Genomic DNA, 13,835 nt, shown 5'->3' with positions numbered 1-13,835 from the left:
CGGGGGTTAGTGCGCGACGGCGGCGGCGCCGTGCTCGTCGATCAGGTGGCCCGTGTAGAAGCGGTCGAGCGCGAACGGTGCGTTCAGCGGATGCGGTTCGTCGCGGGCGATCGTGTGCGCGAACACCCAGCCCGAACCGGGCGTCGCCTTGAAGCCGCCGGTACCCCAGCCGCAGTTGAAATACAGGCCCTTCACGTCGGTCTTGGTGATGATCGGGCACGCGTCCGGCGACACGTCGACGATGCCGCCCCACTGGCGGTTCATCCGCACGCGCGAGAACACCGGGAACATCTCGATGATCGCCTGCAGCGTGCTTTCGATGATGTGGAAGCTGCCGCGCTGGCCGAAGCCCGTGTACTGGTCGATACCGGCGCCGATCACGAGGTCGCCCTTGTCGGACTGGCTGATGTACGCGTGCACCGCGTTGGACATGATCACCGAGTTCACCACCGGCTTGATCGGCTCGGACACCAGCGCCTGCAGCGGATGGCTTTCGATCGGCAGGCGGATGCCGGCCATGTCGGCGAGCGTCGTCGTGTTGCCGGCAGCCACCACCGCGACCTTCTTCGCCTTGATGAACCCCTTCACCGTGTCGACACCGACCACCGCGCCGCCTTCGCGGCGAATGCCCGTCACCTGGCAGTTCTGGATGATGTCGACGCCGGCGCGGTCCGCGCCGCGCGCGAAGCCCCAGGCCACCGCGTCGTGACGCGCGACGCCCGCGCGGCGCTGGATCGATGCGCCGAGCACCGGGTAGCGGCTGTTCAGGTTGATCGTCGGCTCGATTTCCTTGATCTGCGCGGGCGTCAGGAATTCGGCGTCGACGCCGTTCAGCCGGTTCGCGTTCACGCGGCGCTCGGTGTCGCGCACGTCCTGCAGCGTATGCGCGAGGTTCATCACGCCGCGCTGGCTGAACATCACGTTGTAGTTCAGATCCTGCGACAGCCCTTCCCACAGCTTCATCGCCTTCTCGTACAGCGCGGCCGATTCGTCCCACAGGTAGTTCGAGCGCACGATCGTCGTGTTGCGCGCGGTGTTGCCGCCGCCGATCCAGCCCTTCTCCAGGATCGCGACATTCGTGATCCCGTGCTCCTTCGCGAGGTAGTACGCGGTCGCGAGGCCGTGGCCGCCGCCGCCGACGATCACGACGTCGTATTCCTTCTTCGGCTCCGGGCTCTTCCACTGCTTCTCCCAGTTCTCGTGATACGAGAGGCCGTTGCGGAACAGGCTGAATATCGAGTAGCGGCTCATGTTTGGATCCTTCGTTAGCATTCGATGACGTTCACGGCGAGGCCGCCGCGCGACGTTTCCTTGTATTTCGTCTTCATGTCGGCGCCGGTTTCGCGCATCGTCTTGATCACGGAATCGAGCGACACGTAGTGCTGGCCGTTGCCCTTGAGCGCCATGCGCGACGCGTTCAGCGCCTTGATCGCGCCCATCGCGTTGCGCTCGATGCACGGGATCTGCACGAGCCCGCCCACCGGATCGCAGGTCATCCCGAGGTTGTGCTCCATGCCGATCTCGGCCGCGTTCTCGACCTGGTCGGGCGTGCCGCCCATCACGGCGGCGAGCGCGGCGGCGGCCATCGAGCACGCGACGCCCACTTCGCCCTGGCAACCGACTTCCGCGCCGGAGATCGACGCGGTTTCCTTGTAGATGATCCCGATCGCCGCGGCCGTCAGCAGGAATTCGACGATGCCGGCTTCGTTCGAGCCCGGCACGAACTTCACGTAGTAGTGCAGCACCGCGGGGATCACGCCGGCCGCGCCGTTGGTCGGCGCGGTGACGACCCGGCCGCCGGCCGCGTTCTCTTCGTTCACGGCCATCGCATACAGGTTGACCCAGTCGAGCATCGACAGCGGGTCGCGCAGCGACTCTTCCGAACGCGCGCGCAGGCGGCCGTTCAGTTCGGCCGCGCGGCGCTTCACGCGCATCGGGCCTGGCAGGTCGCCCTCGACCTTGCAGCCGCGCTCGACGCACGCGGCCATCGTGCGCCAGATCGCCATCAGCCCGGCGCGCACCTCGTCGGCCGGACGCAGCGCGGATTCGTTGCGCAGCATCAGCTCGGCGATCGAGAGCCCATGTTCGCGGCACTGGCGCATCAGGTCGTCGCCGGTGCGGAACGGATACGGCACGTCGACCGCCGCGCGCACGCCGTTCACGCGATCGCCGTCGCGATTCACGACGAAGCCGCCGCCGACCGAGTAATACTCTTTCTCGACGAGCAACTGGCCGTGTTCGTCGAATGCCTGGAAGCGCATCCCGTTCGGGTGCACGATGCCGGTGCCGCTCATCAGCTTGCGATAGAAGCCGATGTGTTCCTTCTCGTCGAAACGGACCGTCTGCTTGCCGAGCAGCGTCAGCGACTTCTCCGCGCGGATCGCGGCGAGCCGCGGCTCGATCAGGTCGGGATCGATCGTGTCGGGCAGGTGGCCCTCGAGGCCGAGCAGCACGGCCTTGTCGGTGCCGTGGCCCTTGCCGGTCGCGCCGAGCGAGCCGTACAGCTCGACCCGCACGCGGCGCACGAAGCCGAGCAGGTTCGCGTCCTCGACGTGCGACGCGAAGCGGCACGCGGCGATCATCGGTCCGACCGTATGCGAACTGGACGGGCCGATGCCGATCTTGAACAGGTCGAACACGCTGACGTTCATCTGGCTTCCTTTGGGTTGCATGCGTGAAATGTCGTTGGGCCTCAGTACATCAGGGCGTAAAATCGGCCGATAGAACAAAAACGGCATCGGCGTGGGATAGCGCCGCCAAGCGCCGCGCCGGCCGCCCGGAAAGTGCGTTTTGGCGATGGTTCGCGACGAAAAACCACAAGTCCGGCCGCGGCCGATCGGCGACGCTGGCTGCATCCGTGCCGCCCTCCGGCAGCCGTAGCCCGCAAACAGAGTGAAACGAGTGAGACCGCCTTCCCGGCGTGACGAGATTGGCCGCGATGACCCCCGACGTACCCGCTTCCCCCCTCGCAGAACCCGCGCCGCGGCGCCTCCGCTTCGGCATCGTGCTGCTGCCGAACTTCACGCTGACGGCCTTCTCGGGCTTCGTCGACATGCTGCGGCTGTCGGCCGACGACGGCGACTACAGCAAGCCCGTGCGCTGCGCATGGAGCGTGATCGGCGAGACGCTCGCGCCGGTGCGCGCGAGCTGCGGGATCCAGATCACGCCGTGGGAGACGTTCGACGCGGCCGAGCCGTTCGACTATGTGGTGGTGGTCGGCGGGCTGCTGCATTCGGGGCCGCAGGCCGGCCCTGAAACGCTCGACTTCATCCGCCGCGCGGCGACGGGCGGCGCGACGGTCGTCGGCATCTGCACCGGCGTGTTCACGCTGATGCGCGCCGGCGTGCTCGACGGCTATCGCACCTGCGTGAGCTGGTTCCATTACTGGGATTTCATCGAGCGCTTTCCGTCCGCCGATCCCGACCTGCTGATCGCCGACCGGCTGTTCGTGATCGACCGACGCCGGATCACGTGCTCGGGCGGCCGCGCGTCGATCGACGTCGCCGCCGCGATCCTGCTGCGCCATTTCGATCACGCGACCGTGCAGAAGGCGCTGCGCATCCTGCTCGTCGGCGAGATGCAGAAAGGCAACGCGCCGCAGCCGCATCCGCCGGGCCTCGAACCGGCGACGCATCCGAAGGTCAAGCGCGCGATTCTCCTGATGGAACAGCACGTGGGGCGTGCGCTGCCGCTCGAGGAACTGGCGTGCAAGCTCGACCTGTCGACGCGGCAGCTCGAGCGGCTCTTCAAGGCCGAGACCGGCAAGAGCCCGCAGGCCTTCGCGAAACAGGTGCGGCTGCGCACGGCCGCCTGGCTGCTGACGAGCTCGGACCGCACCGTCGCCGATATCGCGTCGAGTTGCGGATTCGCCGATGCGTCGCACCTCGGGCGCGAATTCCGCAAGCAGTTCGGCGTGCCGCCGGCGACGTATCGCGAGCGCGGCGGCGACGTGGCCGAAGTCGATGCGACACCCGATGCGTCGGTCGACGCCGTCGAGGACCTCGCCGACTGACGGGCCGGCGCATCCGCCCCTTCCCGGTCGACTGCACAACCGCGCACGTTCGCGTCGGTTTCGGTGCGATTGGAACCGGTTCCAGTCAATTTAGCCGACGTTGCCCGCGATAGACGAGGGTTATCCCGGATGCTTCTCGGCGCTCAAATTTGTATGATGACCACATCACCTTACAAACCTGAGCATCATGTTCGAGAAAATTCCGGCCCGCGCGATGAGCGACCATGTCGCGCAGCAACTGCTCAAGCAGATCGAAGTGGGCAGTTTCTCGGCCACCGGCAAGCTGCCGACCGAAGCCGTGCTCGCGCAGGAATTCGGCGTGAGCCGCACCGTGATCCGCGAGGCGATCTCGCGGCTGAAGAACGAAGGCGTGGTCGAGCCGCGCCAGGGCAGCGGCGTGTTCGTGAACCAGCACGGCGCGATCCGGCCGCTGCGCATCGACTATGCGGAAGCCGTCGAGGCGAGCTCGCTGCCGCACCTGCTCGCGGTGCGTCGCGCGATCGAGGCCGAAGTCGCGGCCGAAGCCGCGCTGCACCACACCGACGACGACATGGCCGACATCGACGACGCGCTGCGCAAGATCGACGCAGCGGTGGCCGAAGGGCGCGACGGCGTCGCGGAAGACGTCGCGTTCCATCGCACGATCGCGGCCGTCACCGGCAACCCGTATTTCCTGAAGACGCTGCAATTCCTGAACCAGTACCTCGAAGCCGGCGTGAAGGTCACGCGGGGCAACGAAGCGACGCGCGACGATTTCTCGCGGCAGGTGCGCGACGAGCACGCGGCGATCGCCGACGCGATCCGCGCGCGCGACCCGATGGCCGCCCGCAACGCGGCGCGCACGCACATGTACAACGCCGCTCGCCGCCTCGCGGAAGCCGGCATCTGCTGAAACCGGCGGCGCCCGCCGCCGCTGTCCGGAACCTCTCCCGAATCGATCAAGGTTGACCATGTCAAGAAATGTTGGAGTCATCGGCCTCGGCGCGATGGGCCTCGGCGTCGCACGCTCGCTGCTGCGCGCCGGCCTGCGCGTCCATGCATGCGACGTGCGCGACACCGTGCTGCAGGCATTCGCCGCCGAAGGCGGCATCGCGTGCGCGACGCCGGCCGAACTCGGTGCGCAGTGCGACGTCGTCGTCACGCTCGTCGTCAATGCCGCGCAGACGGAAACGGTGCTGTTCGGCGAACACGGTGCGGTCTCGGCGATGAAGCCCGGCGGCGTCGTGATCGCGAGCGCGACCGTCGCGCCCGAATTCGCGGTCGCGCTCGGCGCGCGCATCGAGGCGGCCGGCCTGCAGATGCTCGACGCGCCCGTGTCGGGCGGCGCCGCGCGCGCGGCCTCCGGCGAGATGACGATGATGACGTCCGGCCCGGCCGCCGCGTATGCGGGCTGCGAGGACGTGCTCGCGGCGATCGCCGGCAAGGTGTACCGCCTCGGCGACGCACACGGCATCGGCTCGAAAGTGAAGATCATCAATCAATTGCTGGCCGGCGTGCATATCGCGGCGGCGGCCGAAGCGATGGCGCTCGGCCTGCGCGAAGGCGTCGATGCCGACGCGCTGTACGACGTGATCACGCACAGCGCCGGCAATTCGTGGATGTTCGAGAACCGCGTGCCGCACATCCTGAACGGCGACTACACGCCGCTGTCGGCGGTCGACATCTTCGTGAAGGATCTCGGCCTCGTGCTCGATACCGCGCGCCGCAGCAAATTCCCGCTGCCGCTGTCGGCCACCGCGCACCAGATGTTCATGAGCGCGTCGAGCGCCGGCCACGGCGGCGAGGACGATTCCGCCGTGATCAAGACGTTCCCCGGCATCACGCTGCCGCCCGCCCGCTGATTCGAACGACGTTCCCGCCATGACCGCTTCCGCTTCCCGTCCCCTGCTCGGCTGCATCGCCGACGATTTCACCGGCGCGACCGATCTCGCGAACATGCTCGTCAAGAGCGGCATGCGCACCGTACAGACGATCGGCGTGCCCGCCGACGGCGCGGCCGTCGACACGATCGTCGACGCCGACGCGATCGTCGTCGCGCTGAAGTCGCGCACGATTCCCGCCGCCGACGCCGTCGCGCAATCCCTCGCCGCGTACGAATGGTTGCGCGCGCAAGGATGCCGCCAGTTCCTCTTCAAGTACTGCTCGACGTTCGATTCGACCGCCGCGGGCAACATCGGGCCGGTGGCCGACGCGCTGCTCGATGCGGCCGGCGGCGACTTCACGATCGCGTGCCCGGCGTTCCCCGAGAACGGCCGCACGATCTATCGCGGCCACCTGTTCGTCGGCGACGTGCTGCTGAACGAATCGGGGATGGAGCATCATCCGCTCACGCCGATGAAGGATGCGAACCTCGTACGCGTGCTGCAGCAGCAGACGAAGTCGCCGGTCGGCCTGATCCGCTACGACACGATCGCGCTCGGCGCGGCCGCCGTGCGCACGCGGATCGACCAGCTGCGCGCGGAAGGGATGCGTTTCGCGATCGCCGACGCGCTGTCGGACCGCGACCTCTACGTCCTCGGCGAAGCGTGCGCGGGCCTGCCGCTCGTCACCGGCGGCTCGGGCATCGCGCTCGGCCTGCCCGCGAATTTCCGCCGCGCGGAGCAATTGCCCGAGCGCGACAACGCGGCGTCGCTGCCGCGCATCGACGGCCTGTCGGCCGTGCTCGCCGGCAGCGCGTCGAAGGCGACCAACGCACAGGTCGCCGCGTGGCGCGCGACGCGACCGGCCTTCCGCATCGATCCGCTCGCGGCCTCGCGCGGCGAGCCGGTCGTCGAGCAGGCGCTCGCGTTTGCGCGCTCGCACCTGCCGCACCCCGTGCTGATTTATGCAACGGCCACGCCCGACGAAGTAAAAGCCGTGCAGCAGGCGCTCGGCGTCGACGCGGCCGGCCATCTCGTCGAAAGCACGCTCGCGGCGATTGCCCGCGGGCTGCGCGAACTCGGCGTGCGCAAGTTCGTCGTCGCCGGCGGCGAGACGTCCGGCGCGGTCGTGCAGGCGCTCGACGTGAAGTCGCTGCAGATCGGCGCGCAGATCGACCCGGGCGTGCCGGCCACGGCCACCATCGACGCGCAGCCGCTCGGCCTCGCGCTGAAATCCGGCAACTTCGGCGCGACGGACTTTTTCGACAAGGCGCTGCGCGCGCTGGACGGAGCCGCACGATGAGCGACGAAGCGAAACTGCGCGAAGAGATCTGCGTGGTCGGCGCGAGCCTGTATGCGCGCGGCCATGCGGTCGGCAGCGCCGGCAACATCAGCGCGCGTCTCGCGGACGGCTGGCTGATCACGCCGACCGACGCGTGCCTCGGCCGGCTCGACCCGAACGACATCGCGAAGGTCGGCGCCGACGGCCGGCCCGTATCGGGCGGCAAGCCGTCGAAGACGCTCGCGCTGCATCGCGGCATCTACGCGCGCAACGCGGACGCGCATGGCGTCGTCCACACGCATTCGACGCATCTCGTCGCGTTGACGCTCGCGGGCGTGTGGCGCGACACCGACGTGCTGCCGCCGATCACGCCGTACTACGTGATGAAGGTCGGCCACATCCCGCTGATCCGTTACCGCCGCCCCGGCGACCCGGCCGTCGCGGCGGAAGTCGCGGCGCTGGCCGACCAGGTGCGCGGCGTGCTGCTCGATCGCCTCGGCCCCGTGATGTGGGGGCCGTCGGTGTCGCACGCGTCGTATGCGCTCGAGGAGCTCGAGGAAACGGCGCGGCTGTGGCTGATGACGCAGCCGAAACCGGAATCGCTGTCCGACGCCGCGCTCGACGAATTGCGCCGCACCTTCGGCGCGCGCTGGTGACGCGCCGCGCACCCGATACCGATTCACCTGCCCGCAGTGTGCGCGGGCCCTTCCGTCAGCACACACATACGAACCGGCAGCCTACGCGCCGCCGGCACACGACGTCCTTGGAGACACGACGATGACTGCTCTCGACGCGGCCGCAAGCCGCTCGCCCGCCGCGGCCGCCCAATCGGGCGAACTCGACCGCACCTACAGGAAAGTGTTCTGGCGCATCGTGCCGTTCCTGATGCTCTGCTACGTGGTCGCGTATCTCGACCGCGTGAACGTCGGCTTTGCCAAGCTGCAGATGTCGCAGGATCTCGCGTTCAGCGAAACCGTGTTCGGGCTCGGCGCGGGGATTTTCTTCCTCGGCTACTTTCTGTTCGAACTGCCGAGCAACATGCTGATGCACCGCCTCGGCGCGCGCATCTGGATCGCGCGGATCATGATCACGTGGGGCGTGCTGTCCGCGCTGTTCGCGTTCGTGAAGACGCCGACGCAGTTCTACGTCCTGCGTTTCCTGCTTGGCCTCGCGGAAGCCGGCTTCTATCCGGGCGTGATCCTGTACCTCACGTACTGGTTCCCGTCCCATCGCCGCGCGAAGATCATCGCGGTGTTCATGTCGGCGATTCCGGTGTCGGGCATCTTCGGCAACCCGCTGTCGGGCTGGATCATGGAGCGCTTCCACGGCGGCTCGGGCTTCCACGGCTGGCAATGGATGTTCATGATCGAAGCCGTGCCGGCGGTGCTCGTCGGCATCGCGACGATCCTCTATCTCGACAACGGCATCCGCAGCGCGAAATGGCTCGACGAGCGCGAGAAGCAGCTGCTCGAAGACGAAATCGCCGCGCAGCCGCAGGAACGGCAGCAGCACGGCCATTCGCTGAAGGCCGTGTTCTCGGACCCGCGCATGTGGTGGATGTCGCTGATCTACTTCGCGTTCGTCACCGGCCAGTACGGGCTCACGTTCTGGATGCCGACGCTCGTGAAATCGACCGGCATCACCGATACGCTGCAGATCGGCCTGCTGTCGGCGATTCCGTTCGTCGTCGCGATCGTCGTGATGAACCTGTTCGGCCACAGCGCGGACAAGCGCCGCGAACGCCGCTGGCACCTGATCGTGCCGGCGCTGATGGGCGCGCTCGGGTTTGCGGTCGCCGCGTCGTACTCGCACAATACGGCCGTGTCGATCGTGTTCCTGTCGCTCGCGGCAGGCGGCGTGCTGACCTGCGCCCCGCTGTTCTGGTCGCTCCCGACCGCGTTCCTCGCAGGCTCCGCGGCCGCGGCCGGGATCGCGATCATCAACTCGGTCGGCAACCTCGCCGGTTTCGCGAGCCCGTACGTGATCGGCTACCTGAAGGACGTCACGCACAGCACGTCGTCCGGCATGTACGTGCTGGCCGCGATGCTCGTGATCGGTGCGATCGCCGTGTGGCTCACGCCCGCGAAACTCGTGAACCGCTGATCCGTCGCCGGCCGATTCATCATTCGACGCGGGGCGCACGGCGCCCCGCGCCATTCATTCACAGGACGCTCCGTCATGCCACGCTTCGCCGCCAACCTCTCGATGATGTACACCGAGCATGCGTTTCTCGAACGCTTCGCCGCTGCCGCCCACGACGGCTTCAAGGCCGTCGAGTACCTGTTCCCGTACGACTTCGCCGCCGAGGACATCCGCGCGCGTCTCGACGCGCACGGCCTCGAACAGGCGCTGTTCAACGCGCCGCCGGGCGACTGGGCCGCGGGCGAACGCGGCATCGCGTCGCTGCCGGGCCGCGAGGACGAGTTCCGCCGCGGCATCGACCAGGCGCTCGACTATGCACGCACGATCGGCAACAAGAAGCTGCACGTGATGGCCGGCATGGTGCCGCCGGGCGCCGATCGCGCGCGCCATCGCGACACCTATCTGTCGAACCTGCGGCATGCGGCGCAAGCGGGCGCCGCGCACGGCATCACGATCCTGATCGAGCCGATCAACCCGCGCGACATGCCCGGCTATTTCCTGAATCGCCAGGACGACGCGCAGGCGATCTGCGCGGAAGTCGGCGCGCCGAACCTGAAGGTGCAGTTCGACTGCTATCACTGCCAGATCGTCGAAGGCGATCTCGCGATGAAGCTCGAGCGCGATTTCGCGGGCATCGGCCATATCCAGATCGCGGGCGTGCCGGAACGCCACGAGCCGGACGTCGGCGAACTCAACTACCCGTACCTGTTCGCGCTGATCGACGCGCTCGGCTACGACGGCTGGATCGGCTGCGAATATCGGCCGAAGGCCGGCACGTCCGACGGCCTCGGCTGGCTCGGGCCGTACCTGTGATTCCCGTATTCCCCAGAGGATGAAGAACATGAAAGTACTGATCACCGGCGGCGCCGGCTTTCTCGGCCAGCGCCTTGCACGCAAGCTGCTCGAGCGCGGCGAACTGACCGGCCCCGACGGCCGTGTCGAGACAATCGACGAGCTGGTGCTGCTCGACGTCGTCCAGGGCGGCGATTTCGGCGATGCGCGCGTGACGTCGATCGTCGGCGACATCGCCGATCGCGCGGTGCTCGAACGCGCGATCGACACGCGCACGGGTGCGATCTTCCACCTCGCGGCGATCGTCAGCGGGCAAGCCGAAGCCGATTTCGATCTCGGCATGCGGATCAACCTCGACGCATCGCGCACGCTGCTCGAAGTGTGCCGCGCGCGCGGCCACCGGCCGCGGGTGGTGTTCACGAGCTCCGTCGCGGTGTACGGCGGCGCGCTGCCCGACGTCGTGCAGGACGACACCGCGCTGAACCCGCAATCGTCGTACGGCGCCGAGAAGGCGATCGCCGAACTGCTGCTGTGCGACTACGCGCGCCGTGGCTTCGTCGACGGCCGCGTGCTGCGGCTGCCGACCATCAGCGTGCGGCCCGGCCGCCCGAACGCGGCCGCGTCGTCGTTCGCGAGCGGCATCATCCGCGAGCCGCTGAACGGCGAGGAAAGCGTATGCCCGGTGCCCGGCTCGACGCGGCTGTGGCTGCTGTCGCCGCGCGGCGCGATCGACGCGCTCGTCGCCGGTTGCGAGATCGATGCCGCGAAGCTCGGCAACAAGCGCGTGATCAATCTGCCGGGGCTGTCGGTGTCGGTCGACGAGATGATCGCGGCGCTGCGCGAAGTCGCGGGTGACGCGGTCGTCAAGCTGATCCGCCATGTGCCCGACGAACGCGTCGAGAAGATCGTCGGCAGTTGGCCGGGCCGCTGGGATACGTCGCGTGCGGAAGCGCTCGGGCTGAAGGGCGACACGTCGTTCGCGGACGTGATCCGCAGCCATCTCGCCGACGAGCGGCGCTGAATCCGGCTGCGTCGCGCCGGGCCGTCAGCGCGGCCCGGCGGATTCCCCGGCACGCAACGGCGCGCGCCGCGTTCCACCCGGCCGGTTCGCCGAAGCCGCCGCCCACTGCCACACGAGCAGCCCCGGCAGATAGAACAGCAGGTCGCGCACGCGGCGCGCACCGGCCAGCGCGAGACAGGTCGGCGGGTCGAACCCGAGCAGCCCGCCGATCAGCACGAACCCGCCCTCCTGCACCCCCAGGCCGCCCGGCATCAGGAACGCGATGCTGCTCACGAGCTGGATCAGCGCCTCGATCGCCAGTGCCTGCGCAAAGCTCGGATCGGCGCCGAGGAAGACCAGCGCCAGCCAGATTTCCAGCGCATAGCCCGCGAACTGCAGCGTCTGCCAGATCCCGAGATAGCGCACGACCACGCCCGTCTTTCTCCAGATCATCCGGATCGACTGGTCGGTGCGTGCCGATTCGCCGACCAGGGCCACCACCTTGCCGCTCGTGACGCGGTTGAGCACGCGCATCGCGCGTTCGAACGGCCGCGCGTGCTGCACCAGCGCGAACAGCAGCAGCACCGGCACCAGCGCGGCCATGCCGATCGCGAGGTTGGCCGCCACCCGCGCCGCATCGGACGACACGCGTTCGAGCACATAGCCGATCGCGACCAGCGCGAAGATCAGCTGGCTGATCAGCGTGAGCTGCATGTCGGCGACGAGGCTGGCCACGGCGGTCGCCGGACGCACGCCCGCCTGCCGCAGCAATCCGAACGACACGATCTCGCCGCCGATGCGCGCGACCGGCAGCAACCCGTTGATCGATTCGCGGATCCACACGAGTTTCAGCATCGTCGGCAACGACGGCCGGCGCGGACCGCGGATCAGCATCCGCCAGTCCCACGCGTTCGCGAGCATCGGCAGGATGTGCGCGAGCGCGGCGACCAGCAGCCCGGCGCCGGCGGTCCGCAGCCGATGCAGGATGTCTTGCGGATGCTCGCGCCAGACCAGCCACACCGCGAGCGCCAGCCCGCCGAGCGCGATCGCGCGCCCGGCATGGCGAAGCCGTGCATCGCCGCGCAGGGCGACCCGGCCGGCCGCCGCGGCGTCGAGGTGCGGCTCCGTCGTCATGACTCACCCGCCGGCGACAGCAGGCCTTGCCGGTCGACGCGAAAGCGCGTGCCGCGCCACACGACGTGCGACGAGAAGAAGCTCGATACGAACACCACGAACTGCAGGAGATCGACGAACGGCAGCCAGAATGCGCGGCGCAGGCTGGCGCCGGTCGCGCGGCTCGTTCTCAGCATCAACCAGGCGCGCGACGCCAGCGCCGCAACCGCGAGCGCACACGCGGCGGCCGTGCCGCCGGAGCACAGCACCGCCAGCAGCGCCAGCGGCACCGGATGCATCAGTACCGATCCGAGATGACCGAGCCGGTCCGCCGCGCGGATCGTGCAGCTCCAGCGCAATTCGTGTGCGTACAACCGCGCGAACGTCTCTTCGACACACGCATGCCCGACGACGAACGGCGGAATGACGACCTGCGCGCCCGCTTGCCGCACCGCTTCGCCGAGTGCGTGATCTTCCGCCAGATGATGCGCAAAGCGCGTCAGCCCGCCGATGCGTTCGAGCGTCGCGCGCGTGATGGCGATCGTCTGGCCGAAGCAGGGCCGCGCGCGCCCGATGAAGAGCCCGGTGATCACGCCCGGCAGGAAATGGTAGTTCGTCATCGCCGCGGCGACCCCCGGCCAGAATCCCGGCGCTGCGACGCCGCGATACACGCTCGTCACGATGCCGACATCCGGCTGCTGTAGCGCACCGACGACGGCGCGCAGATAATCGCGTTCGACCAGCACGTCGCTGTCGGCGAGACAGAGCACCGAATGCTCCGCGTGTTCGAGCATGTTCACGAGATTGGCGATCTTGCGGTTCGGCCCGTACAGCCGCGCATCGGCGACGACCTTGACGTTCGCGCCCGGATACCGCGCGCGCAACGTCTCGACCGCCGCGAGTGCCGCGTCGCCCGCATCGTGCACGCCGAACAGGTGCTGCACCGGCCCCGGATAATCCTGCACGAAGTAGCTTTCGAGATGCTGTACGAGATCCCATTCGTCGCCGTGCAGCGGCTGCGCGACGGTGACGCCCGGATACGTGCGCGGCGGCGCCATCGCCCGGGAAAAGAACCGGCCGACCAGCACGCCCGCCGTGAGCGTGTACGCGACGCCCAGCACCACGGCGAGCCCGCAGACGATCGACATCGCGCCGGCCAGCGCGCGCAACACATGCAACACAACCATGCTTTCCCCCGGTGATGACCCGTACGGCCGCAATGGCAGCGAACGGCGGCGCACACGCGGGCTCACCCATGCACGCCGCCGTACCGGTTCCCGTTGAGCCGGATATGAAGAACGACCAGCCGACGGTACGCGCAATCGGATGACACGACTACCGTGCGGCGATCGATTCCGGTCACACGCACGCAACCGCATGCCAGCGCAGCCTTGAACGCCGCGTCGGCAAGCTTACGGGCCGACAGGATCGCGGCGGCGACGGCAACGACGGTCCAGACGCGGAACGTCATCGTGGTGAAAAATGCTTCGGGTACGCGCCATGCAAGCAACGAAACCAGCACGAAGCATTGAATGAACATGGCGGCGAGTGCGGCGATCAGCAGGTGGGCGCGCCAGCGCTCGATCGTCGAGGATGCCATCAGGATCGAACCTCCCGTACGGGCGACGCGCATCG

General features: G+C 68.4%; 13 protein-coding genes. 8 read left to right on the top strand and 5 right to left on the bottom strand.

Annotated elements, in window-relative coordinates; translation table 11 throughout:
- Nucleotides 1-6: 6 nt before the first annotated feature.
- On the bottom strand, nucleotides 7-1,251 hold the full coding sequence (locus WS96_RS23750; RefSeq protein WP_034204196.1) for a sarcosine oxidase subunit beta family protein: 1,245 nt from the start codon (nucleotides 1,249-1,251) through the stop codon (nucleotides 7-9).
- A 14-nt stretch (nucleotides 1,252-1,265) separates the two neighbouring features.
- Nucleotides 1,266-2,651, bottom strand: coding sequence for an L-serine ammonia-lyase (locus WS96_RS23745; RefSeq protein ID WP_059835833.1), 1,386 nt, complete (start codon nucleotides 2,649-2,651; stop codon nucleotides 1,266-1,268).
- A 287-nt stretch (nucleotides 2,652-2,938) separates the two neighbouring features.
- Here WS96_RS23745 and WS96_RS23740 point away from each other — a divergent pair, with 287 nt between their 5' ends.
- The 8 genes from WS96_RS23740 (at nucleotide 2,939) to denD (ending at nucleotide 11,108) form a co-directional block, all read left to right on the top strand.
- On the top strand, nucleotides 2,939-4,012 hold the full coding sequence (locus WS96_RS23740; RefSeq protein WP_059835940.1) for a GlxA family transcriptional regulator: 1,074 nt from the start codon (nucleotides 2,939-2,941) through the stop codon (nucleotides 4,010-4,012).
- Between the two features lie 187 nt (nucleotides 4,013-4,199).
- Complete coding sequence (locus tag WS96_RS23735; RefSeq protein ID WP_034204194.1) at nucleotides 4,200-4,904, top strand: FadR/GntR family transcriptional regulator; 705 nt, start codon at nucleotides 4,200-4,202, stop codon at nucleotides 4,902-4,904.
- Nucleotides 4,905-4,956: 52 nt separating this feature from the next.
- Complete coding sequence (gene ltnD, locus WS96_RS23730; RefSeq protein ID WP_373557917.1) at nucleotides 4,957-5,853, top strand: L-threonate dehydrogenase; 897 nt, start codon at nucleotides 4,957-4,959, stop codon at nucleotides 5,851-5,853.
- A gap of 19 nt (nucleotides 5,854-5,872) precedes the next feature.
- Nucleotides 5,873-7,174, top strand: coding sequence for a 3-oxo-tetronate kinase (gene otnK, locus WS96_RS23725; RefSeq protein ID WP_059835829.1), 1,302 nt, complete (start codon nucleotides 5,873-5,875; stop codon nucleotides 7,172-7,174).
- A complete protein-coding gene (otnC, locus tag WS96_RS23720) occupies nucleotides 7,171-7,809 on the top strand; it encodes a 3-oxo-tetronate 4-phosphate decarboxylase (RefSeq protein ID WP_059835827.1) in 639 nt (212 codons plus the stop codon). Before otnK ends, otnC begins: the two co-directional genes overlap by 4 nt.
- A gap of 121 nt (nucleotides 7,810-7,930) precedes the next feature.
- Nucleotides 7,931-9,256, top strand: coding sequence for an MFS transporter (locus tag WS96_RS23715; RefSeq protein ID WP_059835825.1), 1,326 nt, complete (start codon nucleotides 7,931-7,933; stop codon nucleotides 9,254-9,256).
- 75 nt (nucleotides 9,257-9,331) lie between these two features.
- Nucleotides 9,332-10,108: a 2-oxo-tetronate isomerase gene (gene otnI / locus WS96_RS23710; protein WP_059835823.1), complete on the top strand. Its 777-nt coding sequence runs from the start codon at nucleotides 9,332-9,334 to the stop codon at nucleotides 10,106-10,108.
- 28 nt (nucleotides 10,109-10,136) lie between these two features.
- A complete protein-coding gene (gene denD / locus WS96_RS23705; protein WP_059835938.1) occupies nucleotides 10,137-11,108 on the top strand; it encodes a D-erythronate dehydrogenase in 972 nt (323 codons plus the stop codon).
- A gap of 24 nt (nucleotides 11,109-11,132) precedes the next feature.
- On the opposite strand, the gene WS96_RS23700 is transcribed toward denD, so the two are convergent.
- From WS96_RS23700 to WS96_RS23690, 3 genes are all read right to left on the bottom strand, one after another.
- Nucleotides 11,133-12,221, bottom strand: coding sequence for a lysylphosphatidylglycerol synthase domain-containing protein (locus WS96_RS23700; RefSeq protein ID WP_059835821.1), 1,089 nt, complete (start codon nucleotides 12,219-12,221; stop codon nucleotides 11,133-11,135).
- A complete protein-coding gene (hpnI, locus tag WS96_RS23695; RefSeq protein ID WP_059835819.1) occupies nucleotides 12,218-13,387 on the bottom strand; it encodes a bacteriohopanetetrol glucosamine biosynthesis glycosyltransferase HpnI in 1,170 nt (389 codons plus the stop codon). The genes WS96_RS23700 and hpnI overlap by 4 nt, the downstream gene beginning before the upstream one ends.
- Nucleotides 13,388-13,449: 62 nt before the next feature.
- Nucleotides 13,450-13,800: a hypothetical protein gene (locus WS96_RS23690; protein ID WP_059781134.1), complete on the bottom strand. Its 351-nt coding sequence runs from the start codon at nucleotides 13,798-13,800 to the stop codon at nucleotides 13,450-13,452.
- Nucleotides 13,801-13,835 lie beyond the last annotated feature (35 nt).

Origin of the sequence: Burkholderia sp. MSMB1835 (genome assembly GCF_001526365.1) — a bacterium.
Taxonomy (GTDB): Bacteria; Pseudomonadota; Gammaproteobacteria; order Burkholderiales; family Burkholderiaceae; genus Burkholderia.
Note: the sequence above shows the minus strand (reverse complement) of the source record. Positions and strands in the feature narration are given on the sequence as shown.

Coding starts and splice junctions, on each gene's coding strand:
- WS96_RS23750 (WP_034204196.1), bottom strand. CDS start 1,251: ATGAGCCGCTACTCGATATTCAGCCTGTTCCGCAACGGCCTCTCGTAT.
- WS96_RS23745 (WP_059835833.1), bottom strand. CDS start 2,651: ATGAACGTCAGCGTGTTCGACCTGTTCAAGATCGGCATCGGCCCGTCC.
- WS96_RS23740 (WP_059835940.1), top strand. CDS start 2,939: ATGACCCCCGACGTACCCGCTTCCCCCCTCGCAGAACCCGCGCCGCGG.
- WS96_RS23735 (WP_034204194.1), top strand. CDS start 4,200: ATGTTCGAGAAAATTCCGGCCCGCGCGATGAGCGACCATGTCGCGCAG.
- otnK (WP_059835829.1), top strand. CDS start 5,873: ATGACCGCTTCCGCTTCCCGTCCCCTGCTCGGCTGCATCGCCGACGAT.
- otnC (WP_059835827.1), top strand. CDS start 7,171: ATGAGCGACGAAGCGAAACTGCGCGAAGAGATCTGCGTGGTCGGCGCG.
- WS96_RS23715 (WP_059835825.1), top strand. CDS start 7,931: ATGACTGCTCTCGACGCGGCCGCAAGCCGCTCGCCCGCCGCGGCCGCC.
- otnI (WP_059835823.1), top strand. CDS start 9,332: ATGCCACGCTTCGCCGCCAACCTCTCGATGATGTACACCGAGCATGCG.
- denD (WP_059835938.1), top strand. CDS start 10,137: ATGAAAGTACTGATCACCGGCGGCGCCGGCTTTCTCGGCCAGCGCCTT.
- WS96_RS23700 (WP_059835821.1), bottom strand. CDS start 12,221: ATGACGACGGAGCCGCACCTCGACGCCGCGGCGGCCGGCCGGGTCGCC.
- hpnI (WP_059835819.1), bottom strand. CDS start 13,387: ATGGTTGTGTTGCATGTGTTGCGCGCGCTGGCCGGCGCGATGTCGATC.
- WS96_RS23690 (WP_059781134.1), bottom strand. CDS start 13,800: ATGGCATCCTCGACGATCGAGCGCTGGCGCGCCCACCTGCTGATCGCC.